The following is a 25817-nucleotide window of genomic DNA, read 5'->3' as shown; positions in this document are numbered from 1 at the left end:
AACAGAGAAGTGCTACTCCTCACCACCCCCCCCCCCCCCCCCCACGCCCCCCCCCCCCCCCCCCCCCCCCCCCCCCCCCCCCCCCCCCCCCCCACTACCCGCATGTTCAACGCCGCGCCACGAGAGGCAGCGTCATCCTGTCACTCCGTCGACGGCCCCTGGATCTCAATTCCTCCGATCGGAGTGCCCTCGGGGAGATCTCGGGTCTGCGCGCGCAGCTGCCCCATGAGTGACCAGTACACGTCCCGGTTGGAAAGCTCCAGGTTGGCCACACTGCCGCTACCACCGAGGAACAGCGGGACCTTGAAGCCTACGCACTGACCCTCCTGCGGAACAGCACCCCCCGCCGCCGTCCACTCGGTGAAGAGGTCCAGCGCCAGGAAGGTATCCGGATCATCGACGAATTCCACGTCGAAGAGTTCCGGAATTCCGCAGTCGATGTCGAACGCCTCGCCAGAGCCGGGCTCGAGAAGCAGCAGACGCTTCCGAGGCCCGGTGGTCCGCTTCGCGTCGATGCAGAACTGGCGGCCCAGCCAATCCTCAGCGATCGGGGTGATGACGTCAGCGAACTCCGGGAAGGCTTCGGCAGCCAGCAGTCGCGCCTGACCTGCCTCCTGCTGCGAGTACACCCGGATCAGCCCCCCACCGAAGGTCCGACCTGCGGCGAGCTGCAGAAGCTCGGCAAGCCCAGGAGCGTCTTCCACGGTCTCAAGCGCGGGGGGCTCGGCACCTCCCCCTGAGGCCGGGGGAAAAGCGGAGAGAAATCGCTCGAACACTAGCATTCCTTACTCAGAGCAACACCACAGGATACGGGTACCCATCGGGGGTTCCGCAGGAGCCCCACCGAGAGGTCGCGCAACAGCACAGGCGCCCTGCGAGGGATCACAGGGCGCCTGCCACTCTATATTCCGTTCTTATAGCTTGATCTCAGCCCGATTCAAATCGAGCAGATCGGGATCCTGTCGAGCCAACTCCTCCTCGAACACGTCCCATCCTTTTTCACGGACGAACGCCGCTTCGGAGGTACCGATTGGTACCAGCCACACCACGGCCGTCTCCACACCGTTCTCCAGAACGACCGAGAGGAAATCATCGTCGGAGTAGACCGGGTGAGTCGCATAGAGCGCGGTCATGGTGCCCCAGGAATCAGCGGCATGGGAAGCGGAATCACATCCCCGCGCAACACCGCTTGCCCACTGACCACCAGACGCTCGGCCACCCATTCCAGAACGCCTGGCAGCGGACCGGTCTCGTCGCCCGGCACCGGCCGGCCGCACCCCAGCAATTCGAGATGCTGGGGCCGGTCCGACACACGGGACGTCAGATGGATCGACCAGAGCAGCCACGGTTATCAGTCCTCCTCCTGTTTCTGAGGCCAGGAGCCGATAGTCGACCATACTGCGGCACTAACAGGATCCGTCTGGCGTGTCGTTGCCCTACTTTCCTGCGGTTCGAAACGGCTTGACGTTGCTCCATTCCCAAAACGCCTTGCCAGCTGCGCGTAGTTCACTCACAAGCGCTACCAGAGGACTGGGATCTGCGTCTCCCGGAATGTCCACGGCCACATGTCGGTCGCCACTCCACTCAAGGACGAAGCCTTCGCGCTGCGCCGCAGCGTTCACCCGGTCTGCCAGGTTGGCAACCTCCGCATCGGTAAGGCCCGGTGCAATCAAGGCACGCAATGTCCGGTGGCCGCCCGAAGAGACAACCTCCATCAGCATGTCGTCCTTGTCGAGCCGTACGACGTCGAACAACGAGAGTCCGTAGACACGGAAGGGGATGCACTGCATCACGAAAAGACCGTCGTCACGATGGCCTAGCCAGATCTGCTCCAACTGATCCGGAAAGCCGAAAGGCGCGAGGTCCACCATGGCGATGCGCTGCCGATCGGACAGGATCGCAGGGTCTTCGTGAACGATGTAGTTCTTGGTCACAGAGTCACTCCTGAGGCTCTCTGTCAGCATAAGGGGGCCAGGCACCCCGGTGGGATGCCGGGGTGCCTGGCCGCATGACTGGGCTATTTGACCTTGTAGGGACTTATCCCATAGGTCTGCTGCCAGCCCTGCTTCATATTCACTGGCCACCACGGTGGCGGCCAGTCTCCCTTGTAGTTCGCCGGCGGCGTCTTCGGCGCGACGCGATCGCGCTTCGAACTGTTGCATCGCCTGCATGCAGGAGTCGTGTTTGCATCAGTCAGGTCACCACCGTTGACCCTGGCCTCCACATGGTCGATCGCCTGGGCCGGATTCGCGCGGCAGTACGAGCACAGCGGCGGAGTAGACCCCGCTGGGGCGTTTACCCCCACCTTGTAGTCAGCGAGCATCGACGCAGGAATTCCGTCGCCGGCTCCATGTCCACCCGACGAGCCCGCTGGGATGTCGTAGATTTCGTTGCCGCCGCTGACCGAGCACGCGATAGGGTCGTTCTTGTTGTGAACGAGGACCTCGATATCGCCGGCCGCCACGTGGTACGTATGCAGGCCTTCAACGCTCAGGTCATAAGTGACGCGCTGCGCCGTGTACGCCTTGACGTCGACGATCGTGGCCGGGGCACCGTCCGCCTTCTGGAGCTTCTGGCCCGCCTTGAGGTTGCCGGCCTGGGTCCAGGTGTTGCGGCTGACCTCGTAGAACTGGTGGTGCTTGGTGGTCTGGATCGTCTTCGGACCCGACTTCGTGGCCACGACGACATCGACGTAGTCACGGTCGGTCTTGGTGACGATCACCGCCTTGACCCGGTGCTTCTCCTTCTTCTTCTTGCCGGGCTCGGCCGTCAGGACGTAGTCCCCGACCTTGACCTGGGAGATCGGCTTGGTGATGGCGTTCGCCATCAGGACACCCGTGGAACCGGTGAAGCTGTGCGGGGTGCCGCAGCCGCCCTTGCGGCCGAACTTGCTGGCCGCCGCTCCGAAGATGCCGCCGGTGACGGCACCGACCGCGGTCGCCTTGGCCGCGCCGCTCGCGCTGCAGCCCTCCTCGCTCGCCGCGCAGGAGACGCCATAGCTGACCGCGCCTTCCGCGGCTCCGCCCGCGGCGCCCATGGCCGCGCCCTGGACCACCTTGCCGCCGACACCGGCGAGCAGGCGGCCCACCGCGCCGGAGGCCGCGCCGCCGGCCGCGCCGCCCAGGGCACCGGTCACGCCGCCGATGGCGACCGCACCGAGGAAGCCCCCGACGGACTTGGGACCGTCACTCATCATGTAGCCGACACCGTTGGCCGCGGCACCCGCAAGGGCCGCGCAGCCCACCGCACCGACACCCCAAGTGGCGGCGGTACAGCCGGCGAAGACCACGACACCGACCGCTACCGAGGCAATCGTCGCCGCATGCTGCTTGACGAAGTTGGCCGTGGCCTTCGCCGCCTTCTTGACGGCTCTGCCGATCTTCTTGACCGCCTTCTTGGCCGCCTTGACCACCTTCGCGGCTACATGTTTGACAGCCTTGGCGATCTTGCGGACGGTCTTCTTGACGTGCTGGACGACCTTATGGACGTACTTCTTGATCCGCTTATAGGTGCGTTTGACGTATCTCTTGATCTTCTTGACGCTGTCGTGGACGTAGTGCACGACCTTGCGGACCGCTCGGTGCACCTTGCGGATCACACGCTTGACCGCGTGCTTGACCTTCTTCACGACCCGCTTGACGGCGCGCTTGGTCTTCTTCCAGGCCGACTTCGCGACCTTCTTGACCTTCTTGGCGACCTTCTTGATGGCCTTCTTGATGAACTCGAACCAGTGGCCGGTCGGGTCCACACCCGTCATCGGGTTCTGGTTGGCGTAGGCGTACGCGTTGGCGTTCACCGACGCCGGCAGCGGGTCGTTGCCCACCGTGTCCCGGCTGTTGAACTGGCCGGTCTGCGGCGAGTACCAGCGCGCGGCCATGTTGACCTTGGCCGTGGCCGGGTCGGTCCAGCCGGACTGGTAGCCCAGGTTGCCCAGCATCCCCGTCGCCGAGGACGTCTTGCCGAACGGCGTGTAGGTCGCCGACCCGGCCAGTGTCTCCGCGGAGTCGGTGAACTGGGCCACCACGTCGTCGTGGATGTCCGTCATCACCTGCGTCGACGACACGCCCGTCTTCACGCCCACCAGCGAGCCGTCGACGTTGCGGCTGTAGGACGTCGATCCGTCCGAGGCCACGTCGTTGCCGACGCCGCTGTACTGGAACGAGAAGGCGTCGGCGCCCGTGCCGTCCTTGGCCTTCAGGACACGGTCCAGACCGTCGTACGTGTACGTCCGGTCGCCCTCGTTGATCACACGGTTGAAGGCGTCGGCCTTCATCAGGGTCTGTGCCCCGACCTCGTTCGTGACCGAGCTCAGCGTGCCGCGCGCGGTGTACGCGTACGTGCTGTGCCCGTCCGACGTGAGCCGGTTGCGGGCGTCGTACGTGTACGTGTCGCCGCCGACGCGCGTGCGGTTGCCCGACGCGTCGTAGCCGTAGGACTCCGTCGTCGTCCCGTTGTTCCAGGACGTCAGGCGGTTCGCCCAGTCGTAGGTGTACGTGTTCGACGAGGCGCCGGTGACTCCCGTCGTCGTCTTCGACGTCAGGTTGTCGTTGTCGTCCCATCCGTAAGCGAGGGACGCCAGCACCTTGCCGGTGGGCGAGGTCAGCTTGTCGCTGGTGAGCCGCTCCAGAGCGTCGTAGGAGAAGTCACGCTTGGACTTGCCGGTGCCGTAGTCGATCTGCTTGACGTTGCTGTTGACGTCGTAGCTGTAGGTCATCGAGGAGCCGGTGGCCCCGTCGCTGACCGTCTTCAGCCGGCCGGCCGTGTCGTACCCGTAGGTCGACGTGCCCGACGCGTCCGTCCGTGAGGTCATCGCCCCGTCGCCGTCGTAGGCGAAGGACGAGGTGCCCGACGGGCCGGACGTCGACAGCAGCAGACCGCGGTCGTCGTAGGAGAAGGTGTCCAGCGTCGCATCCGCACCCGCGACCGACGTGATGCGGTCATCGGAGTCGTACGCGTAGGTGTGGTCGACCGTGGCGGCCTCCGCACCCGTACCGGCCTGCTTGGTCAGCCGGCTCTTCGCGTCGTACGTGTCGGTGACGACCACGCCGCCCGGGGAGCGCTGCTCCGCCACCCGTGCGTTCGCGTCGTACACCGTGGTGAAGGTGCGGTCGACGGCGTTGGGGTGGGCCGGGGTGGACGGCTCGATCAGTGACTCGGGCAGCCCCCAGGTGTTGTAGGTGGTGATGAACGGGTTGCCGCGGCCGTCGGTGAAGCGCGTACGGTTGCCCGCCGCGTCATAGCCGTAGGTCGTGGTGATCGACTCGGTCGCCGAGACCGGCTCCACCGCCTTGGTGACCAGACCGGAGGCATCCACCGTCAACGTGGTGGTGTGGCCGCGGTAGTCGGTCACCGACAGCGGGTTGCCCGCCCGGTCGTACGTGGAGCTGCTGGTGCGCAGCACCGCGCCGGTCGCGTCCAGGTCCTGGGTGGTGGCCAGCCGGCCGAAACCGTCGTAGGTGTTCTTGGTGACCGTGTTGTCGGGGTCCTTCGCAGTGAGGACCTCGCCGTCCATGTTGTAGGTGAACGTCGACACGTTGCCCGCGGGGTCGGTCACCTCGGTGACCTCGCCGAGAGCGTTGTACTTGTACGACTCCGCCACACCCGTCGGGGAGACCGTCCGGGACAGGTCACCGCCGGGCGCGTTGTACTCGTTGATCGCCGTGTACGCGCGCTGCGTCGGCTGACGCACGATGTCCGTGCTGGTCAGCTCGTTGCCGAGGTAGTCCCAGGTGGACTCCTCACGGGCGCCGTTCGGACGGGTCGTCGACAGCAGGTCGCCGTTGGTGTCGTACACGAACGTCGACTTGTCGCCGCCCGGCTCCGTGACGGAGGCCAGGTCGCCGAGCTGCGTGTACGCGTACGTCGTGCGGTTGCCCAGCGGGTCGACCTCCGCCGTGACCTGGCCGAGCTTGTTGTACTCGTTCCAGGACGTGGCCGTGATCGGTGTCGCGGCCCCCGGCGCGGTGTAGTTCGGCAGCTTGGTCGAGGTCTCCTGGCCCTCGGCGTCGTAGGCGGTGACAGTGACATTGCCGTTCGGGTCGGACGACTCGGTCGCCTCGCCGAAGGTGTTGTACCCCGTCATCGACACCGGACGGATGGCCGTGGCCGTGCCGCCGTTGGTCTCGGCGTTGACGACCGGCTCGGTGACGGTGGTCTGCTGGGCAGCCTCGTCGTACCCGTAGTCGGTGGTGTTGCCGTTGGGGTCGGTCGTCGACACCGGCAGACCGCGCTGGTCCAGCTTCCACGTGGTGGTGTGGACCGAGCTGCCGCTCGCGGGCAGTGTGCCGCCGTAGAGCGACGACACCTGCGAGGCGGTCAGGGCCTCACCGTAGACCTGGACGTCGGCGATCGAACCGTTGGCGTTCTCGGCGTACGTCCCGTTGTAGAGCCGTCGCCCGATCTGCAGCGGGCCGGTGGCCTCCCAGGGAGAGGTGAAGGCGGTCGTGGTCCCGGACTGGGAGCCGTTGACGTACAGCTTCAGCGACGCGGTGGCCTGGTCGTAGACACCGGTGAGGTGGGTCCAGGTGCCGGTCGTCACCGCCGACGTGCCGGAGTAGGTCCGGATGGTCGCGGCACTCGTGGTGTCCGAGCCGTGCCGGTTGAACGTCCAGCCGTACGTCGTCGAGTAGTACAGCTGGAAGCCGCTGGCCACCTTGCCGTCCTGCCCGAGGAAGGTGCTGTTCGCGGCCGTGGAGCCGAGCTTGACCCACGCCGAGACGGTGAAGCTGCCGCTGGTGTTCACCGCGGGGCCGTCCGCCTGGCCGTAGGCGTTGGTGGTGCCGTTGAAGACCGCGGAGCCGCCGTGCTCGGTGGAGCGGGTGACGGCGCTGCCCAGCGTCACCTTGCGGTTGCCGCCGGAGGAGTCGTCGGCCGTGAGGCCGCTGGTCTCCGACAGCTTCCAGCGGGCCACCGGTGCGGTGGTCCCGTCGTGCTCGGTGGTCGCGGTGACGTTGCCCAGGTTGTCGTAGAGCGTGTCCGTGGTGTCGACGTCACCGGTCGCCGGGTCGGTCTCCGTCTCCTGGACGGCGTTGTCGTCCGGGTCGTAGGAGACCTTCGTGGTGCGGTTGGCCCCGGTCGGGTCGAGCACCGACGACGTGACGCGGTCGGCCGCGTCCACCGTGAAGGTGTTCGTGGTCTGGCCGTCGTTGGACACCTGCTTGATCAGGTTCCCGGCCATGTCGTAGGTGTTGGACTCCTCGACGAACTGCTTGCCGTTCGCCGGGTCCTTGCGGGTGACGGTGGCCGGCAGGCCGTCGTCGGTGTAGGTGTACGCGGTCACCCAGCCCATCGCGTCGGTGATCGACGCGAGCCGGCCCGCCGGGTCGTACGCCCGGGACTCCTGGACCAGCGTGGTCGGCGCCGACGGGTTGTTCGGGTCGCCGGTGTAGTTGACCAGGTTGGTCGTCAGCGGCCGGCCTTCGCCGTCGAAGGTGTAGGTGTTGACGTTCCCCTCGGGGTCGGTCTCCTTCACCTTGTTGCCGTAGACGTCGTACTCGAACGACGTGACATCGGTGCCGCCCGCATCCGTCCGCGAGGCGAGACGGTTGTAGGCGTCGTACGTCATCGACGTCGTCCGCGAGGCGTCACCACCGGTGAGGTCGGCGACGGTCTGCGAGGTGACGTTGCCGTCGTAGTCGTACGCCGTGGTCGTCTTCGCCTGGTGCACCGCACCGGTGACGCGGTTGGTGACCGCGGGGGCGGTCTCGGTGAGGACCTGGTCGTTCTTGTCGTACGTCCAGGACGTGGTCAGGCCGCTCGGGTTGGCGTCGGATATCTCCTTCTTCGAGGTCTGCCGACCGAGGTTGTCGTACGTGTACGACACCTTGGCGCCGTTGGCGTCGGTGACCGAGGCCAGGTCGCCGTTGGAGAAGTAGACGTTCTTCGTCGTCTTGCCGCCCGGCGTCGTCACCGTGTCCACCAGACCCGCCGGCGTGACCGCCGGACTGCCCTCGGCCGCCGTGGTCGAGGAGGTGGTGTAGGTGGTGGTGGCGGTGCGGCCGTTCGGGTGGCCGGCCACCGGCGGGCCGGTCACCGACAGCAGGTTGCCGCCGCCGTCATAGGTGTAGGTGGTCAGGTACGTGTTGTCCGTGGCGGACGCGGAACGGGCGTCCCGCTCGGTGAGGAGCAGGTCGTTCCGGGCGTCCATCGTCGGGAACGCGGTGGTCGCGTCCGGGTAGTACGTGTAGTACTCGGTGGCGCACTTGTTCGCCGCCGTGTCCTGGCAGTCGGTCTGGGAGACCGTGTTGCCGCGCACGTCGTGACCGGTGATGCTGCGGTTGCCGTTGGCGTCGGTCACGGTGCGCAGGAAGCCGCCCGTGTCGTAGCCGTAGGTCGTCCGCTTGCCCTCCGTGTCGATCGCGGCCAGCAGACGGTTGCCCATCTCCGCGTCGTACACGTACGTCAGCGTCTTGTTGGTCGGGTCGGTGAGCGTGACCGTGCGCACCGGCGCGACGCCGGAGGACGCCTTGTACGCCGACCAGTGCTGGTCGACGTCGTCCGCGCTCAGGGCGTGGTCGTACGCCGCGACCTCGGCGATGGAGCCGTTGAAGAAGCTGACGTCGGCGGGCTGCTGGTACCAGCCCTTGCCGAAGCCCGCGCCGACGAAGGTGCGGGTGTTGGACTGGTCCTTGGCCTCGCCGCTGAAGTCGGCCTGCTTGGCACCGTCGAGGTACAGGGTCTGGGTCGTACCCGAGGCGGACAGGACCGCGTGGTGCCACTGGTTGTTGTTGACGGTGCCCGTGGATCCGAAGGCGGTGCCGCCGGAGCCCGAGACGCTCCACCAGTGACCGTGCAGCTTGCCGTCGGCGCCCACGTACAGCAGCGGGTTCCAGCTGCCGGTCGGGGTCGCGCCGGTCGGCAGGTTCTGCTGGTCGGAAAGGATCACACCGGGGCTGCTGGTCTTGAACCACAGTTCGACTGCGCGGGAGGACGAGCCGTGCCACGGGGTGAACGGGATCTCGGCGTACGACGACGTGCCGTTGAAGGACGCCGCGGTCGCGTCACCGGTGCCGAACGGACCCGCCACACCCTGGGTGACGGTGTTGTACGTGCCGAAGCCGGTGTGGATCTCGTTGGCGGCCTGCGCGGCGCCGAGGGTGTCGGCCATCCGCCAGTAGCCGGTCGGGGCGGAGCCCATCACGGCGGAGCGGTAGACCTGCGAGGAGCCGGTGACGGTCGGCGGGTTGAGCTTCCAGGTGCCGCCGTCGCCGTCCGTGGCCTGCGTGACCAGGTCGTCGGTGGGGCTGTAGGTGACCTGCGACTGGGTCTTCAGGCCGGGCGTGGTGATCTTGCTGAGCAGACCGGCGGACCGCTTCGCGGCCTGGTACTGCGCGGTGATCACCGACGGGTCGAGGGGCTCGGTGTAGATGGCGACCTCGGCCATCTGACCGGTGTAGTGCCCGAGCTGGTCGTTCGGGTTCATCGCCGGCCAGCCCTGGGTGTTCACACCCGCGCCGAGCGAGATGTAGGGCTGCTCCCAGTCGTTGATGGTGCCGGAGAGGGAGCCCTGGGACACGCCGTCGAGGTAGAGGGTCTGGCTGGTGGCCTGACCGGAGAGGACCGCGTTGTGCCACTGGCCGTCGGTGACGGTGGCGGTGGAGACGACGGTCGGGTTGCAGCTGGGCGACATGGCCAGGCAGCCACGCAGCTTGCCGTCGGTGCCGACGTACACCGCGGGGGTGTTCTTCGTCGTGTTGGCCACCGGGTTGGCGTCGCTCAGCGGCTTGTCGCCGTAGTAGAACAGCACGCCGCCGGCCGTGGTCGTCTTGAACCACAGCGAGACCGTCGTGTACGACGGCGTCGCGCCCGGCGCGGACGGCATCTCCACGTACGACGTGGTGCCGTTGAACGTGGCCGTCGTCTGGGTGGAGCCCGCGAGTACGGACGAGCTGCCCAGGGTCACGTTGTGGTAGAGGCCGTTGTAGCGGCCCTGGTTGGTGTCCACCGTGTCCGTGGCGACGGTCGCCCCGGCCGCCTCGCCCAGACGCCAGTAGGCGTACGGGTCGGCGTCCAGCACGGTGGTGCGGTAGTGGTTGCCGGTGGCGTAGGTGTACGTGGTGCAGTGAGTCCAGTCCGCCGGCGGGCAGACCTTGGTCAGCTGGTCACCGGAGTAGCTGTACTGCCAGGTCTGCACCGAGTTCGCGTCGCCGACCGTGGCCTGGTCGGTGAAGACCGTCTCGACGTGCGCGGTGGTGGCCCCGGCCGGGGTCACCCAGGTCATGCCCAGCGACCTCTTGGACGTCTCGTTGTAGATCTTGGTGAGCTGCTTGGAGGCGTTGTACGTGAACGTCTCGTTGCGGCCCGCGTAGTCCTTGATGCTGGATATCGCGTACGTGCCGGCCTTCGCGGTGGCCTGCTTGAAGGCGTACTCCGTGAAGTCCTTGTCCGTCAGCGTGTAGCCGCCGGTCGCCGACTGCAGGCGGGCGTAGCGGCCCAGCGGGGGCTGGAACGTTCCGTCGCTGTTGCGGCCGAAGGCGACCTGCTCACCGCCCGGGTAGGTGACGATGACGCTGGTGACCGTGCCCGCCGGGTCCTTGACCTCGGCAGCCTCCATGTCGGCGACCGTCGACCAGCCGGCGCCGAACGCGCCGTCGATCCGCGGGTCGAGGCTGTTGTACGAGCGGTCGATCTCCAGCGAGGGGCCGACCACCTCCACGTCGGCGTCGCTGTCGTCGGTGGTGTAGTTCGCGTCCGAGGGGTCGAACTCGTGGCCGTCGGTGTTCTGGGCCAGGCCCGAGGTCACCGGCGGCTGCGGCACGGCGGTGGTGAAGCGGCTGGAGTACGTGACCTCCTCGTAGCCGTCGCTCACCCCCACGTACCAGACGTAGTTCTTGGACCAGGTGAGCTTGCCCGCGGGGATCTTCCAGTTGCTCTTGGACAGGGCACCGGAGGTGGCCACCGGCGTGGAGCTGCCGGAGTCGGCGTCGTAGACCTCGTAGCTGTAGGTCAGGGCCGCGTTCGGCCACTTGTCCGCGTCGCTCGCGTAGACCAGCAGCTCGGGCTGCAGAGTGTGGGCCTGGAAGTTCTCCGGCGGGTACTGGGCGTTGACCTGCGGCTTGGTGTTGGGGGCGTAGGTCAGGTCCAGGGACGGGCGCCAACCGGCGGTGGCCGACTCGTCGGAGTGGAACTTCTTCCAGTGCAGGCCGTCGCTCGTCGGCGCGGCCATGGCCAGGCCGTAGTTGGCGCCGCCGGTGGCGACCTGGGTGAACCAGGAGGTCGACAGCGGCACCGGCATCTTCACGCCGACGCCGGTGCTGCCGCTGGTGTTGGTGCAGGAGGCGCCGGGGTCGACGGTGGCGGAGCCGATGGAGGAGCCGTACGTCGGACCGGGGTAGGTGGTGGTCGTCGTCGGCGACCACGACTGGGTCACCGGGTAGACGGAGAACGCCTCGGGGGTGCACGTCGAGGACCACATCGCCCAGACGTTGAGGGTCGCCGCGGAGACCTTCTGGCCGGCGAGCGTCGTACCCAGCGAGGAGAACTGCAGGAAGGAGTTCGCCTTGTTGACGCCCGAGTCGTAGGAGCCGACCTTGATCTGGTTCTCGGCGGAGCGGTCGGCGGCGTAGTCGCTCTGGACGTACGTCGCCTCGCTCGCGAGGACCGTCGTCGGGTCGACGGTGACCGGGTAGACCCGCTTGGGGTCGTCCAGCCAGGCCCGGTCGGCGGTCATCCGCAGCGCCGGCTCGCCGTCCACGGTGGTCAGCTCGTAGTGGACCTTCGCGGAGCGGGTGCCCTCACCGGAGCGCCGGCCGATCTTGGAGTCCTCCATGTAGGCATGGGGGACGGTGGCGGTCACCTTGCCGTCGGCGTCGGTGAACTGCACGTCGCCGTTCTTGGCGAGGCGCGGCGTCAGGCCCTTGGCGTCCAGCCGGAAGACCCAGGAGTTGGCCGCGTCCCGGGAGTGCAGGACGAGGTTCTCCTTGAAGCCGTCGGCGATCGGGACGAGGTGGACATCCGTCTCGGGCAGCACGTCGGCGTAGCGGACCGTGCCGTTGTCGTCCTTGGTCGCCGCCGTCTTGTGCGCGCCGTGCAGCGCGTACGCGACGGTCCGGCCGGCGCCGAAGTCGACGGAGGCCAGCTGGTCGTCGGCGGAGTTCGGGGCGAACGCGACGTCGAGGGAGTTGGCCTTCTGCTCGAACCGGCCGTCCTTGCCCTTGACCAGGCTGGTGTCGATCGGCTTCCACGTGCCGTCGGCCGCCTTGAAGTTGGCGCGGCTGTTGTAGTGGCGGATCGTGGTGGAGCCGTCGGCGTTGACGTAGTAGTCCGACGTGGCCGTGGACTTCTTGGCGTTGCGCTTGCTGGTGGCCGGGCTGAAGCTCTTCGCCGTGCCCGCGGCCTTGCCGGTCGTGACCGTCTTGGTCGGGTCGGAGGGGCGCTTGTACGGGTCGAGCTCGCCCTTGCCCTTGCCGGGCTTACGACCGCGACCGCCGTCGGCGCTGGTGGCCGCGGCCGAGGCGTGGTGACTCTTGCCGCGGGCGGTGCCGCCCTTCTGGTCCGGGGTGTCCAGCGGAGACTCGCTGGCCCACTTCCACAGACCGGACAGGGACAACTCGGGCATTTTCAGAGGCGGCAGGGTGGCCCCGGTGGCCTCCGCCGTCTCCGTGGTGAGCATGAACGAGAAGGAGATCAGGACAGAAAGAGCCGTAGCCCTCGCTCTGCGCCTGCCGGTTCTACCCGGCGGGAACAAGCGAGGGCTACGGTCCCAGCGAACACGCATGGGCAAGCCTTTACTCGAGAAGCGTCAGACAAAGCTTCGAAAGCTTGCACTTTGCGGAGTCATAAGTTCCACGTAAGAGCGGCTTTAGGCCGGCGTTGTTAGCCGATCTTTATCGAACATGCGGAACCATCTGTACTTTTGTCACGTCTTGGCCGCGCGCACGGCCTGCCGGATCGCGTCCGCCACCGTCTCCTCGAGCTCGTCGCCGGGCTTTGCAACGGTGACGTTGCCGGCTCCGGCCGCCTTGCCGTCCACCACGACGAAGCGCACGTCGGGGTGCTTCCCCGCGGCGGCCCGCGTGACCTGGACCTGCGAGGAGCCGACGGCCAGGACGACCTCGCACCGGCGCTGGATCAGGCTGTTGAAGAACGGCCGGGCATTGTCCACCGACTGTGGCCCCACGACCGGCACGTAGTTGACCCGGGCCCGCGTCTCGAGGGACGCCTTCTGCATGCCCTCCCACACGGGAGCGGCGGGCGTGCCCGGAGCGATGCCCTTCTCGCCCGTCAGCAGGCAGGCGTCGACCTCGTTGTACTGGCGCGCACGCGGATCAGGGGGTCCGTCCTGTTCGCCGCCGAACAGCCACACGCCCACCAGCGCGAGCGCGACGACAGCCGCACCGCCCGCGGCCGCCCAGCCTCTGCGGCCCCGCAGCGCACCCGCTGCCGCGGCCGTCGCACGAGCGACGAACGCTCCGAGCCGGGGGTTGCCGGACTTGCCCTTCTTGTCGTCGCGCTGGTTCTCGCGCCAGGTACGCCGGAGCTTCATCGCGGCTTGCTCTCGGACGATCTGCGCAGCAGACAGTGCAGCGCGGCGCCGACCGCGGAGACGAGCAGCAGCAGCACATCGGCGGCGAACTGCAGGCCATGGGTGTCCGTCGGGGTGAGCAGCGCCTCGGCCAGCCAGGCCACGTTGACGGCGGTGAAGACCACCGCCGCGAGCCAGTCGGCGCGCGTACCCCGCCGGGAGGCCAGCACCAGCGACGGCACCGCCCCCAGCAGCCCCAGACTCACCACCGGTACGGCCGCCAGTGCCGCCCTGGGGAGCGGCCCGGGCACTGTGCCGGTCCCCGTTCGAGCCGCGACCGCGGCATCAACGTCGTGCTTCACGGCGACTTACCTCTGCTCTCGGGATGTGCGTACGTTTGCGCAAATGCGGAAGCGACGCCGTAGAGTACATCCCTCGTCGACCGATGCCCGCGCCGGGACCCCGGGAGGCGGGCCGAGCCGGTGGTCAGCTCACAGAGGGTGGCGCATCCACACGTTGGGTTCGACGTAGACGGCGTACCCGCGCTCCGGTTCGCAGCGGACCGGGACCAGCGCGCCGGGCACCTCCACGTCACCCGGGGTGTCGAAGGGCAGCCCGGTCCAGCCGCGCCACTCCTCCAGCGAGGCGCCCACGGTCATGGAGGCCGGGGCGATCGAGTCGATGGTGGCGCCGGCGCGGGCGTGGACCCGCAGCCACGGGTCTTCCGGCAGGCCGTCGGGTCGGACCCGGTAGGCGTACTCGGTGATCGGGGTGTGCGGTTCGCGGTGCTTTGCGCTGGGGCGGACGGGGGCGACGACCTCGCGGAAGCCGCGGGCGCGGGCGCCCGCCCGCATCGCCGAGAGCATGACGGCGGACAGGCCGTGGCCCTGGGCGTGCGGCGCGATGACGACGGAGACCGCACTGACCGTGTCGGGGCGGGTGCCGCGGCGCAGGTCGGCGAAGGCCCACAGCAGGATCTGGTCCCATCCCCGGGCGGGCAGGGTGCCGCGGCCCTCGGCGGCGAGGGAGAAGGGAACGCTGAAGGCGTGCGCGACGATCTCGCCCCGCTCGTCCTCGGCGAACAGCGCGTACTCGGGCAGTTCGGTGGGGATGCGGCCGTAGTGGGCGCTGCCCACCGGGTCGTTGGTCACGAACTCGGGCCATGTGTCGGCCATCTCGAACACCGCCGGCAGCCGGTCGGGCCGCTCGGCAAGGCTGCTCACCTTTACGTCCATGCGGTCACCGTAGGCAGTACGGGCTCGGATAGGAAAGCGAATTAGCTGGTCACCGGGCCCGGAACCGCTCCGGGGCCTTTGTCGGGTTGCCGCCCGTGGGCAGTTTCTGGTTCGGGCAGGTGGCGAGGACCTGCTTCATCGCGGCCTGCTCGGCGGCGGTGACCCACAGGCCGTACTTCTTCTTCACGGCCACCTGGGCGGCCACATAGGTGCAGCGGTAGGCCTTGTTGGGCGGGACCCAGGTGGCCGTGTCCCCGTCGCCCTTGCCGCGGTTGGTGCTCGCGTCGACGGCGAGGAGGTTGAGCGGGTCGTTGGCCAGGGCTATGCGCTTGCTCGCGTCCCAGTACTTGGCGCCCTTCTGCCAGGCGTCGGACAGGGCGACGACGTGGTCGATGTCGACCTGGCTGCGGCCGCGCCGGTAGGTGATGTCCTTGCCGGAGTAGGGGTCGGGCTCCAGGAGGCCGTGGGAGACCTTGCAGGTGCCGCCGGTGAACTTCACCTCCTTCAGGTCGCGCTTGAGTATGTCGTCGCGGGTGTCGCAGGAGTTGGAGTCGGTGTCGGCCCAGGCGGTGCCGAAGCGGGCCCGGGAGTAACCGGTTTTCGGGGCCCGGCCCTTGACGGTCAGTGAGTCGACGGCGGTCAGGGCACCGCCCCCTCCCCCGCCCCCTGTCCCTTCGGGTCCGGAAGAACCCTTGCCCTGCTCGGCCGTGCAGCCGGCCACGGCGACCGTCATGACGACCACAGCGGTGACCGCCCCGCCCCTCAGACGCGTCACGTTGCGTCCCCCTTGCTCGCCCTGGTCCGCGCCGGCCATGCGGGCGGAACGTTCTTGCCCCCCAAGGTAATGGGCGTACGCCGTCCGGCAGACGACACCTCAGGGGATTGTCAGGGGCAAGCAGGACTCGACTCGGGGTACGCGGTGCCCCGGAGGGGGAGCCCGGCGGGCGGGTCCGTGCGCCCGCTCACACCTTGCCTATGCCCAGGGTGGATTCCGAGGGCAGCAGTCCGGAGGACACGACGGCGACCCAGTAGTCGCCGAGGAGATCGGCGAGGCGTTCGGTGGCGCCGAGGCCGAGGCTCTGCCAGGGGCCTACGGCGAGCCGGTCGGTGTGCTCCTCCACGCCGCGGCGCAGGGCGCGGCCCGCCTCCGTGGCCGTGCCGTCGGCGTCGACCAGGCCCCGGGTGGCCAGGCGGGCCCGGGCGGCCGCCCACTCGTCGCCGCTCCAGCCGCGGCTCTCGAAGCGCTCGACGGGCGCGGCGCCTATCGCAGCGAAGGACACCAGGGACTCGGCGGGGTCGAGGTCGGCGAGGAGCAGGGCTGCTACGTGGCCGTCGCCGCGGTGTTCGCGCAGGATCGTGGCCGCCTGCCACAGCTGGAGGTGCGGAGCCTCGGGCCAGGGCAGTTCGGCGTTGGCCGCGGCGAGCGGGCGGCCCGCGGTGCCGGCCGCCTCCGCCGCGCGTCGGGCGAGGGCGGCGGTCTCGGCGAGTTCGGGGCTGTCGATGCGGTCGCCGAGCAGTGCGTGGTAGGTCCGGTCGATGCCGCGCAGGCGCGCCGCCAGCACCTCGTGCGGGCTCGCCGTGTTCCAGGCTGTGCCGATGTGCTCGGCGACCATGCGGGGGCTGAAGCTGTAGAAGGCGGAGGCGACGCGTTCGGTGCCGGCCGGGCCCAAGGGGGCGGCGCGCAGCGGGAAGTAGCTGGGCCAGCGGTCCGCCGTGGCGTATCCGAGCGTGGCCGCTTCCTCGAACACCTCGGGCGCGTAGTACAGCACCGCGTGCAGGGGTTCCAGCAGGTGCCAGAGCCGGCGTGCGCGGGCCGGTTCCACGGGGTCCCCGTGTACCGCCTTCCCTCCGGCGGCCTTGCCGATGTGCTCGGACATGACGCGACCCTCCCCGTTATCCGGTCCCACGCGCGACCGCGCGGAACGTGACTCGGACAAGACTGCCCGAACCGGCCCGTACTTGCTCCCTCGTCCGCGCGCCGAGCGCGCCCCCCTTCGTCGGCTACGACCCCAGGATCGAGGCGAGGAACTCGCCGACCCAGCCCAGCAGTTCGCGGCCGACCAGCGGCTTGCCGCCCACCTTCGCGGTCTTCGGGCGCGGGACCAGCACCTGGTGCACGGCCGGCTTGATGACCGTGCCCGGGTACAGCCGCTTGACCCGCAGCTCCTGCGACTCGCGCAACTCCACCGGTGCGAAGCGGATGTTGGTGCCCTGCAGGACGATCTCGCCGACGCCGCACGCGCGTGCGAGCATCCGCAGCCCGGCGACCAGCAGCAGGTTCTCCACCGGCTCGGGCAACTTGCCGTAGCGGTCGGTGAGTTCCTCGCGGACGGCCTTGATGTCCTCCTCCGAGTTGGCGGAGGCGATGGCCCGGTAGGCCTGCAGGCGCAGTCGCTCGCCGGGCGCGTAGTCGTGCGGGACGTGCGCGTCGACGGGCAGCTCGATCTTGACCTCGAGCGGCGGCTCCTCCTCGATCTCGCCGGTCTCCAGCTGCCGCCGGTAGTCCGCGACCGCCTCGCCGACCATGCGGACGTACAGGTCGAAGCCGACGCCCGCGATGTGGCCGGACTGTTCGCCGCCGAGCAGGTTTCCGGCGCCGCGGATCTCCAGGTCCTTCATCGCCACATACATGCCCGCGCCCATCTCGGTGTGCTGGGCGATGGTCGCGAGACGCTCGTGGGCCGTCTCCGTCAGGGGCTTCTCCGGCGGGTACAGGAAGTACGCGTAGCCGCGCTCCCTGCCCCGGCCGACCCGGCCGCGCAGCTGGTGCAGCTGGGACAGGCCGAAGGTGTCGCCGCGCTCCACGATCAGCGTGTTGGCGTTGGAGATGTCGATGCCGGACTCGACGATCGTGGTCGAGACCAGGACGTCGAACTTCTTCTCCCAGAAGTCCACGACGACCTGCTCCAGCGTGGACTCCGACATCTGGCCGTGGGCCGTCGCGATGCGCGCCTCGGGGACGATCTCGCGCAGGCGGGCCGCGGCGCGATCGATGGACTCGACCCGGTTGTGGATGTAGAAGACCTGGCCCTCGCGCAGCAGTTCGCGGCGGATGGCCGCGCCGATCTGCTTCTCCTCGTACGGCCCGACGAAGGTCAGCACCGGGTGCCGCTCCTCGGGCGGGGTGGTGATCGTGGACATCTCGCGGATGCCGGTGACCGCCATCTCCAGGGTGCGCGGGATCGGGGTGGCGGACATGGTCAGCACGTCGACGTTGGCGCGGAGCTTCTTCAGCTGCTCCTTGTGCTCGACGCCGAAGCGCTGCTCCTCGTCCACGATGACCAGGCCGAGGTCCTTGAACCTCGTCTCCGAGGAGAACAGGCGGTGGGTGCCGATGACGACGTCCACCGCTCCCTCCTTGAGGCCCTCCAGGGTCGCCTTCGCCTCGGTGTCGGTCTGGAACCGGGAGAGCGCCTTCACGCTCACCGGGAACTGCGAGTACCGCTCGGAGAAGGTGCCGAAGTGCTGCTGCACCAGCAGGGTCGTGGGGACGAGGACGGCGACCTGCTTGCCGTCCTGTACGGCCTTGAAGGCGGCGCGGACCGCGATCTCGGTCTTGCCGTAGCCGACGTCGCCGCAGATCAGGCGGTCCATGGGGACCGACTTCTCCATGTCCTCCTTGACCTCGGCGATGGTGGTGAGCTGGTCGGGGGTCTCCGCGTACGGGAAGGCGTCCTCCAGCTCGCGCTGCCAGGGCGAGTCGGAGCCGAAGGCGTGGCCGGGGGCGGCCATGCGGGCGCTGTAGAGCTTGATCAGGTCGGCGGCGATCTCCTTGACCGCCTTCTTGGCGCGCGCCTTGGTCTTCGTCCAGTCCGCGCCGCCGAGGCGGTGCAGGGTGGGCGCCTCGCCGCCGACGTACTTGGTGATCTGCTCCAGCTGGTCGGTGGGGATGTAGAGGCGGTCGCCGGGCTGGCCGCGCTTGGCGGGGGCGTACTCCACGACCAGGTACTCGCGCGTGGCGCCCTGGACCGTGCGCTGCACCATCTCGATGTAGCGGCCGACGCCGTGCTGCTCGTGGACGATGTAGTCGCCCGGTTCCAGGGTGAGCGGGTCGATGGTCTTGCGGCGGCGGGCCGGCATCCGGGCGCCGTCCTTGCCTGCGGCCTTCTGGCCGGACAGGTCGGTCTCGGTGAGGACGGCGAGCCGGAGCGCGGGGTCCACGAAGCCGTAGTCGATCGAGCCGCAGGAGACGTGCACCAGGGCGGGGCTCAGGTCGCCGAGGTCGGCGTCCAGGCGGGCCGCGATGCCCTCGCCGCCGAGCACCTCCGCCGTGCGGGCGGCCGGGCCGTGGCCCTCGGTGACGAAGACCGTGCGCCAGCCGTCGGCGAGCCAGCCCTTGGTGTCGGCGAGGGCCTTGGCGGTGTCGCCGCGGTAGGTCTCGGGGGCGTGCATGCCCAGCTTGAGGGTGTCCGCGTCGAGCTCTTCGTCGGCCGCGAACGGGGACACCGACCACCACATCATGTCCAGCTCGCGCGCGCGGTCGCGGACATCGGCGATGGACCACAGGGAGGCGGCGCCGACGTCGATCGGGGCCTCGCCGCCGCCCGCCGTGGCCGCCCAGGAGGCCTGCAGGAACTCCTGGGAGGTGGCGACGAGGTCGGCGGCGCGCGTGCGGACCCGCTCCGGGTCGCACACGACGGCCATGGCGCCCTTGGGCAGGACGTCGAGCAGCAGTTCCATGTCGTCCACCAGGACCGGCGCCAGGGACTCCATGCCCTCCACCGCGATGCCCTCGGCGATCTTGCCGAGCAGTTCGCCCAGTTCCGGGTGCTGTTCGGCGAGGGCACGCGCGCGTGTGCGGACGTCCTCGGTCAGCAGCAGTTCGCGGCAGGGCGGGGCCCACAGGCCGTGCTCGGCGACTTCGAGGGAGCGCTGGTCGGCGACCTTGAAGTAGCGGACCTCCTCGACGTCGTCGCCCCAGAACTCGATGCGCAGGGGGTGTTCCTCGGTGGGCGGGAACACGTCCAGGATGCCGCCGCGTACGGCGAACTCGCCGCGCTTCTCGACCAGCTCCACGCGCGCGTAGGCGGCGGCCGCGAGGGCTTCCACGATCTCGTTCAGGTCGGCCGTCTGGCCCGTCCGCAAGGCCACCGGCTCCAGGTCGCCGAGGCCCTTGACCTGCGGCTGGAGCACGGAGCGTACGGGCGCCACGACGACGGAGACCGGGCCGGTCTCGGGGTCGTCGGGGCTGGGGTGGGCGAGGCGGCGCAGGACGGCGAGGCGGCGGCCGACGGTGTCGCTGCGCGGGCTGAGGCGCTCGTGCGGCAGGGTCTCCCAGGAGGGGTACTCCACGACGCCCTCCGGGGGCAGCAGCGAGCGCAGGGCTGCCGCCAGATCCTCGGCCTCGCGGCCCGTCGCCGTCACCGCGAGCACCGGGCGGGCGGCCTCGCGGGCGAGGGCGGCGACCGCGAAGGGACGGGCGGCGGGCGGGCCGACCAGGTCGACGTGCATGCGGTTGCCGTCCGCGGCCGCCGTGATCGCTTCCGCGAGGGCGGGGTCCTTGACTACGGCGTCGAGCAGACCGTGCAGGCTCATGGAGAGGCTTTCCGTCCGGGTGTGGGCAACGCGAATAGCCCGACGCGGGTGGCGACCGGGGGTGTCCAGCGTACGACGCTGTCGGCGTCGCCGTCGGAGCCTGTGGACAACCAGGGGGCTTACGCCCGAACGCCGGAGCGGCACAAAGCCCGGTGCCGGGAAGCCTCCCAGGACTTCCCGGCACCGGGTCTTCCCCCGCAACCCCCGTATGCGGTGGTCCTGTGCTCGGCCTCTGGTCCGTCAGTCCGTCGCGATGGCGTTCAGGACGTTCATCCGGCCCGCCCGGAACGCCGGGATCAGGGCGGCGAACAGGCCCACGAAGGCCGAGCCGATGAAGACGGTGATGATCGTCGGCCAGGGAATGTCCAGGATCTTCAGTCCCTCCAGGGCGAGGAGCTTCTGGGCGGTCGCGCCCCAGCCCATGCCCAGGCCGAGGCCCAGCAGGGCGCCGAAGACGGCGATCACCACGGACTCCAGGCGGATCATGCGGCGCAGCTGGCGGCGGGAGAGACCGATCGCCCGCATCAGGCCGATCTCCCGGGTGCGCTCGACCACGGACAGCGCCAGGGTGTTCACGACCCCCAGGATCGCGACGATGATCGCGAGGGCCAGCAGGCCGTAGATCATGTTCAGCAGCTGGCCGATCTGGTCCTTCAGCGCCTTCTTGTAGTCGGTCTGGTCGCGCACGGTCAGCTCCGGGTGGCTGTCGTGCAGGGCCGCCTTCAGCGCCTTGTAGGCGGCCGCCTGCTGCCCGTCCTCGGCGGTGGCGAAGACCAACGCGTCGAGCGTCTTGTCGGCGGGCGCGTACTTGGCGAGCGTGGCGAGGGAGGTGTACTTGGCGCCCTGGTCGATCACCTCGTCGCTGCTGGTGATCGCGCGGACCGTCAGGTGGGCGGTGGAGCCCTCCTTGAAGGCGACGGTGATCTTCGAGCCGAGGTGGATGCCGTGGGCCTTGGCGAACTTCTCGTGGACGGACATCGAGTCGGGCAGGTAGGCGTCCTTGAGGTTCCCGGCGACGGTCTTCTTGTGCAGGTCGGTCGCGTACGTCGGGTCGGCCGCCGTGATGTCGGTGTTCTTGAGCGTCTGGCCGTCCGGGGTGGTGAAGTCGGCCTGGGTCGGCCGGTACTCGGTGACCCGCTTGAGGCCCGGCGTGTCCTTGATGGTCTTGACGGCCTGCGGTGCGATGAGACCGTTCTGCGGGTTGTCCGGCTGGATGATGAAGTCCGTACCGACCGTCTTGTCGAGCTGGTCGGTGGCGGAGGCCACCATGGAGGAGCCGACCACCGACAGGCAGGCCACCAGGGCCAGGCCGATCATCAGGGCCGCTCCGGTGGCGCCGGTGCGGCGCGGGTTGCGCAGTGCGTTGCGCTCGGCCATCCGGCCGACGGGGCCGAAGACCCGCAGCATGACGGCGCCGAGGACGCGGACCAGGCCGCCGGCGAGGAGCGGGCCGATGACGACGAACCCGATCAGGGTGAGGACGACGCCGAGGCCCAGCCAGGACGAGCCGGCCTTGGCCTTGTCGGCGGTGGCGGCCACGTACAGGCTCGCGACGCCGGCGCCGGTGAGGACCAGGCCGATCAGGGCTCGTACGACGCCTGCCTTGGCGTCGGCCGGGGCACCCGCGTCGCGCAGGGCGGCCATCGGGGAGATCTTGCCGGCGCGCCGGGCGGGCAGGTAGGCCGCCAGGACGGTGACCACGACACCGAGGAGCAGGCCGGTCACTGGGGTCGTCCAGGCGACCGTCAGGTCGTCCGTGGACAGGTGCATGCCCATGGTGCCCATGAGCTTCATCAGGCCGACCGCGATGCCGACGCCCGCGCCGACGCCGAGCACGGAACCGATCACGCCGAGCAGCAGCGCCTCGATCAGCACGGACCGGTTCACCTGCTTGCGGGAGGAGCCGATGGCACGCATCAGGCCGATCTCGCGGGTGCGCTGGGCGACCAGCATGGAGAAGGTGTTGATGATCAGGAAGATGCCGACGAGGAAGGCGATCCCGGCGAAGCCGAGCATCGCGTACTTCATGACGTTCAGGAAGCTCGCGACGCTCTTCTGGTTGGCGTCGGCGACCTCCTTGGCGGTCTGCACCTTGTAGCCGTGGCCGAGGGCGGCCGTGACGTTCTTCTTCAGCTGGTCGTCGGTCACGCCCTTGGCGGCGGTGACGTTGACGTTGGTGTAGACGCCGGTCCGGCCGACCAGGGTCTGCTGGGCGGTCTTCGTGTCCAGGTAGAAGATGGCCGCGCCCGGGTTGGTGACCTTGAAGGCGGCGATGCCGGACACGCGCGCGTGGTGCGTGCCCACGACCGAGATCATGCCGATCTCGGAGCCGATCTTCAGGTGGTGCTTGTCGGCGGTGTCCTCGTCGACCATGACCTGGTCCGGGCCCCTGGGCGCCGTACCGGAGGTGATCTTCATGGTGCGGGCGTCGTTGCCGTTCCAGCTGCCGACGATGGTGGGCGCGCCGCTGGACGGCGACAGCTTGTCCTTCTTGGCGTCGATGACGGTCACCGAGGTGGAGAACACCGTGCCCTCGGCCTTCTGCACGCCCTGGGCCCCGCGGACCGTGCCGACGACGGAGGCCGGCAGGACCGGGGGCTTGCCGGTGCGGGAGGTCGTCTGGCCGGTGTCGGAGGAGCCCTTCGCGGTGACCGTCACGTCCGAGGCGGTGGCCTGGAAGAGCTTGTCGAAGGTGGTGTTCATGGTGTCGGTGAACACCAGCGTGCCGCAGACGAAGGCGACCGACAGCAGCACCGCGACCGCCGACAGGGCCATGCGGCCCTTGTGCGCGAAGAAGTTGCGCATCGAGGTCTTCAGGACGGTCATGACGTACGCCCCCGGGCGTCGAAGTCCTTCATGCGGTCCAGGACCTGGTCGGCCGTCGGCTGGTACATCTCGTCCACGATCCGGCCGTCGGCGAGGTAGAGCACGCGGTCCGCGTAGGAGGCGGCGACCGGGTCGTGGGTGACCATCACGATGGTCTGGCCGAGTTCGTCCACCGAGCGGCGCAGGAAGCCGAGGACTTCGGAGCCCGCGCGCGAGTCGAGGTTTCCGGTCGGCTCGTCACCGAAGATGATCTCCGGGCGGGCGGCGAGGGCACGGGCCACGGCGACGCGCTGCTGCTGGCCGCCGGAGAGCTGGGTGGGCCGGTGCTTGAGCCGCCCGGCGAGGCCGACGGTCTCCACGACCCGGTCCAGCCACGCCTTGTCCGGCTTGCGCCCGGCTATGTCCATGGGCAGCGTGATGTTCTCGAGCGCGTTCAGCGTCGGCAGCAGGTTGAACGCCTGGAAGATGAAGCCGATCCGGTCCCGGCGCAGCTGCGTGAGCTTCTTGTCCTTCAGGCCGGTGATCTCGGTCTCGTCCAGGTAGATCTGACCGCTGGTCACGGTGTCGAGCCCGGCGAGGCAGTGCATCAGGGTGGACTTGCCGGAGCCCGAGGGGCCCATGATCGCGGTGAACTGGCCGCGGGCGATGTCCACGTCGACGTGGTCCAGGGCGACGACGCGGGTCTCGCCGGACCCGTACGCCTTCACGACCTGCCGCGCCCGCGCGGCAACGGCCGTACGCCCTCCAGTGCCCCCGTGCCTGGGAATGGTCACAGCCGATGTCACGGTTTGTCTCCTATGTCGGTCGGCAAGTCGGTGCATGCGCCGCGGTGTTCCGTGGCGTCGTTCGGGTACGTCGCTGAGTCTCGCGTGCGGCGGGCGTGCCGCGCGCTGGTGCGAAGCCCCCTCTTGTACGGGGGAAAACCCCACCCCCGCGGGTTCGGTCAGCCGCCCCCCAGCGGCGTAAAGCCAGGTTAAGGAGCGCACCGGGTCCGTCTCCTCCTCCGCCGGTACGAACCCTCCCCGGGCCGTAGTACGGAGAGACCCCTAGGGGAGATCCACCGCCGGGTGGAGTCCGCCTCGGGGTCTCCTCCACCCTCCGGCCCAGCAAGGCTCCACCCTCACGTCGCGTCAGGGTCAAGTTCCACGTCCCGTGGGAAGCTGTCCTGGCGGAATAGGTGCAAGGGACACGGGGTGGGTCCGGGTGGGGACCCGAGGAGAGGGGATCCGGTGGGGAGCACGACACCCGCGATACGGGGCGGCGCCGCGACGGACCAGGGCACCCGCAGGAGAGGCGCGGTCGTCGCGGCGCTGATGCTGTCGATGGCGCTGCCCGCGCTCGACACCACCGTCGTCTCCACCGCCGTACCGCAGATCGTCGGCGACCTCGGCGGGTTCTCCGTCTTCTCCTGGCTGTTCTCCGGCTATCTGCTCGCCGTCACCGTCACCCTCCCCGTCTACGGCAAGCTGTCCGACACCTTCGGCCGCAAGCCGGTCCTGGTCGCGGGCGCCACCGTGTTCCTGCTGGGCTCGCTGCTGTGCGCGGGCGCCTGGAGCATGGGGACGCTGATCGCGTTCCGGGTCGTACAGGGGCTGGGCGGCGGGGCGTTGCAGGGGACGGTGCAGACGCTGGCCGCCGACCTGTACCCGCTGGCGGAGCGCCCGAAGATCCAGGCCAAGCTGTCCACGGTGTGGGCGGTGTCCGCGGTGGCCGGTCCGGGCCTCGGCGGGGTGCTGGCCGCGTATGCCGACTGGCGCTGGATCTTCCTGATCAACCTGCCGATCGGCGCGGCAGCGCTGTGGCTGATCGTCCGTCATCTGCACGAGCCCCAGCGGGAAAAGGCCGCACGCGCGCGCGTGGACTGGGCGGGCGCGCTCGCGGTGTTCGCGTGCGGCGGGGCGCTGCTGACCGGGCTGGTGCAGGGCGGGGTGGCCTGGGCCTGGCTGTCGGCGCCCTCGCTCGCCCTGTTCGGCACCGGGCTCGCCCTGGTGGCGGTCGTGGTGTGGGTGGAGCGGCGGGCGGCGGAGCCGATCATTCCGGGGTGGGTGTGGCGGCGCCGCACGATCGCGGCCGTCAATCTGGCGCTCGGCGCGCTGGGCCTGCTGATGGTGGCGCCGTCGGTGTTCCTGCCGACGTACGCCCAGTCGGTGCTCGGGCTCGGCCCCGCGGCCGCCGGCCTGGTGCTGTGCGTGTGGACGCTGACCTGGTCGGGTTCGGCGGCGGTCAGCCAGCACGTGTACCGGCGCATCGGCTTCCGCGACACCGCGCTGCTCGGCATCGGGCTGGGCGCGCTGATCCTGCTCGCGTTCCCGTTCCTGCCGTATCCCGGGTCCTGGTGGCAGCCGGCCCTGCTGATGCTGCTGCTGGGCGGGGCGCTGGGGCTGTTCCAGCTGCCGCTGATCATCGGGGTGCAGTCGACGGTGGGCTGGTCGGAGCGGGGCACGACGACCGCGTCGGTGCTGTTCTGCCGGCAGACCGGGCAGACCGTGGGCGCCTCGCTGTTCGGCGCGGTGGCGAACGGGGTGCTGGCCGCGCGGCTGGGCGGGGCGGGCGACCTGGAGTCCGTCACGCGCGCGTTGGACGCCGGTACGGCCCCGGAGGCGACACGGCGGGCGATCGCCGCGGCCGTCCACGCGGTCTACGTCGGCGCGTCCTGCGCGGCCGCACTGGCCTTCCTGGTGCTGCTGGTGGTGGCGCCCCGGCGGTTTCCGGTGCGGCAGGAGTAGCCGCGCGGCCCGGTACCGGTAGGGCGTTTCCTT

At 69.4% G+C, this 25817-nt stretch carries 13 protein-coding genes; 1 reads left to right on the top strand and 12 read right to left on the bottom strand.

The features are described 5' to 3' along the window. Positions 1-140 precede the first annotated feature (140 nt). The 12 genes from ACZ5DS_RS39590 to ACZ5DS_RS39535 form a co-directional block, all read right to left on the bottom strand. Positions 141-704 (bottom strand): T6SS immunity protein Tdi1 domain-containing protein, encoded by a 564-nt coding sequence (locus ACZ5DS_RS39590; RefSeq protein WP_468248575.1) that lies wholly within the window; start codon positions 702-704, stop codon positions 141-143. Positions 705-914: 210 nt separating this feature from the next. Then, entirely contained in the window at positions 915-1133 is a 219-nt protein-coding gene (locus tag ACZ5DS_RS39585) for a suppressor of fused domain protein (protein WP_468248573.1), read from the bottom strand. Between the two features lie 303 nt (positions 1134-1436). Next, entirely contained in the window at positions 1437-1934 is a 498-nt protein-coding gene (locus ACZ5DS_RS39580; RefSeq protein WP_468248570.1) for a DUF4265 domain-containing protein, read from the bottom strand. A gap of 83 nt (positions 1935-2017) precedes the next feature. Continuing rightward, on the bottom strand, positions 2018-12610 hold the full coding sequence (locus ACZ5DS_RS39575; RefSeq protein ID WP_468248568.1) for a LamG-like jellyroll fold domain-containing protein: 10593 nt from the start codon (positions 12608-12610) through the stop codon (positions 2018-2020). Positions 12611-12856: 246 nt separating this feature from the next. Continuing rightward, positions 12857-13483 carry a BMP family ABC transporter substrate-binding protein gene (locus ACZ5DS_RS39570; protein ID WP_468248566.1) on the bottom strand — a complete coding sequence of 209 codons (627 nt, stop codon included), beginning with the start codon at positions 13481-13483 and terminating at the stop codon, positions 12857-12859. Then, positions 13480-13824: a hypothetical protein gene (locus ACZ5DS_RS39565; protein WP_468248564.1), complete on the bottom strand. Its 345-nt coding sequence runs from the start codon at positions 13822-13824 to the stop codon at positions 13480-13482. The genes ACZ5DS_RS39570 and ACZ5DS_RS39565 overlap by 4 nt, the downstream gene beginning before the upstream one ends. Before the next feature lie 129 nt (positions 13825-13953). Continuing rightward, positions 13954-14697 (bottom strand): GNAT family N-acetyltransferase, encoded by a 744-nt coding sequence (locus ACZ5DS_RS39560; protein ID WP_468248561.1) that lies wholly within the window; start codon positions 14695-14697, stop codon positions 13954-13956. Between the two features lie 49 nt (positions 14698-14746). Next, positions 14747-15472, bottom strand: coding sequence for an HNH endonuclease family protein (locus ACZ5DS_RS39555; protein WP_468248559.1), 726 nt, complete (start codon positions 15470-15472; stop codon positions 14747-14749). A 187-nt stretch (positions 15473-15659) separates the two neighbouring features. Beyond that, positions 15660-16574, bottom strand: a complete 915-nt coding sequence (locus tag ACZ5DS_RS39550) for an SCO6745 family protein (RefSeq protein WP_468248557.1) — start codon at positions 16572-16574, stop codon at positions 15660-15662. A 124-nt stretch (positions 16575-16698) separates the two neighbouring features. Continuing rightward, a complete protein-coding gene (mfd, locus tag ACZ5DS_RS39545; RefSeq protein WP_468248554.1) occupies positions 16699-20232 on the bottom strand; it encodes a transcription-repair coupling factor in 3534 nt (1177 codons plus the stop codon). A gap of 240 nt (positions 20233-20472) precedes the next feature. Further along, positions 20473-23058, bottom strand: a complete 2586-nt coding sequence (locus ACZ5DS_RS39540; protein WP_468248552.1) for an ABC transporter permease — start codon at positions 23056-23058, stop codon at positions 20473-20475. Continuing rightward, positions 23055-23843, bottom strand: coding sequence for an ABC transporter ATP-binding protein (locus ACZ5DS_RS39535; protein ID WP_468248551.1), 789 nt, complete (start codon positions 23841-23843; stop codon positions 23055-23057). Before ACZ5DS_RS39535 ends, ACZ5DS_RS39540 begins: the two co-directional genes overlap by 4 nt. A gap of 444 nt (positions 23844-24287) precedes the next feature. Between ACZ5DS_RS39535 and ACZ5DS_RS39530 the strand changes: the two genes are divergently transcribed. After that, on the top strand, positions 24288-25784 hold the full coding sequence (locus tag ACZ5DS_RS39530) for an MFS transporter (protein ID WP_468248548.1): 1497 nt from the start codon (positions 24288-24290) through the stop codon (positions 25782-25784). The last annotated feature ends 33 nt before the right edge of the window (positions 25785-25817 follow it).

The organism is Streptomyces sp. NPDC031100 (assembly GCF_055570785.1).
This window is presented reverse-complemented; position numbering and strand designations above follow the sequence as displayed.

Excerpts from the sequence above, each read along its gene's own strand:
- mfd (WP_468248554.1), bottom strand. The coding sequence starts at position 20,232 with ATGAGCCTGCACGGTCTGCTCGACGCCGTAGTCAAGGACCCCGCCCTC.
- ACZ5DS_RS39560 (WP_468248561.1), bottom strand. The coding sequence starts at position 14,697 with ATGGACGTAAAGGTGAGCAGCCTTGCCGAGCGGCCCGACCGGCTGCCG.
- ACZ5DS_RS39550 (WP_468248557.1), bottom strand. The coding sequence starts at position 16,574 with ATGTCCGAGCACATCGGCAAGGCCGCCGGAGGGAAGGCGGTACACGGG.
- ACZ5DS_RS39540 (WP_468248552.1), bottom strand. The coding sequence starts at position 23,058 with ATGACCGTCCTGAAGACCTCGATGCGCAACTTCTTCGCGCACAAGGGC.
- ACZ5DS_RS39585 (WP_468248573.1), bottom strand. The coding sequence starts at position 1,133 with ATGACCGCGCTCTATGCGACTCACCCGGTCTACTCCGACGATGATTTC.
- ACZ5DS_RS39575 (WP_468248568.1), bottom strand. The coding sequence starts at position 12,610 with ATGCTCACCACGGAGACGGCGGAGGCCACCGGGGCCACCCTGCCGCCT.
- ACZ5DS_RS39570 (WP_468248566.1), bottom strand. The coding sequence starts at position 13,483 with ATGAAGCTCCGGCGTACCTGGCGCGAGAACCAGCGCGACGACAAGAAG.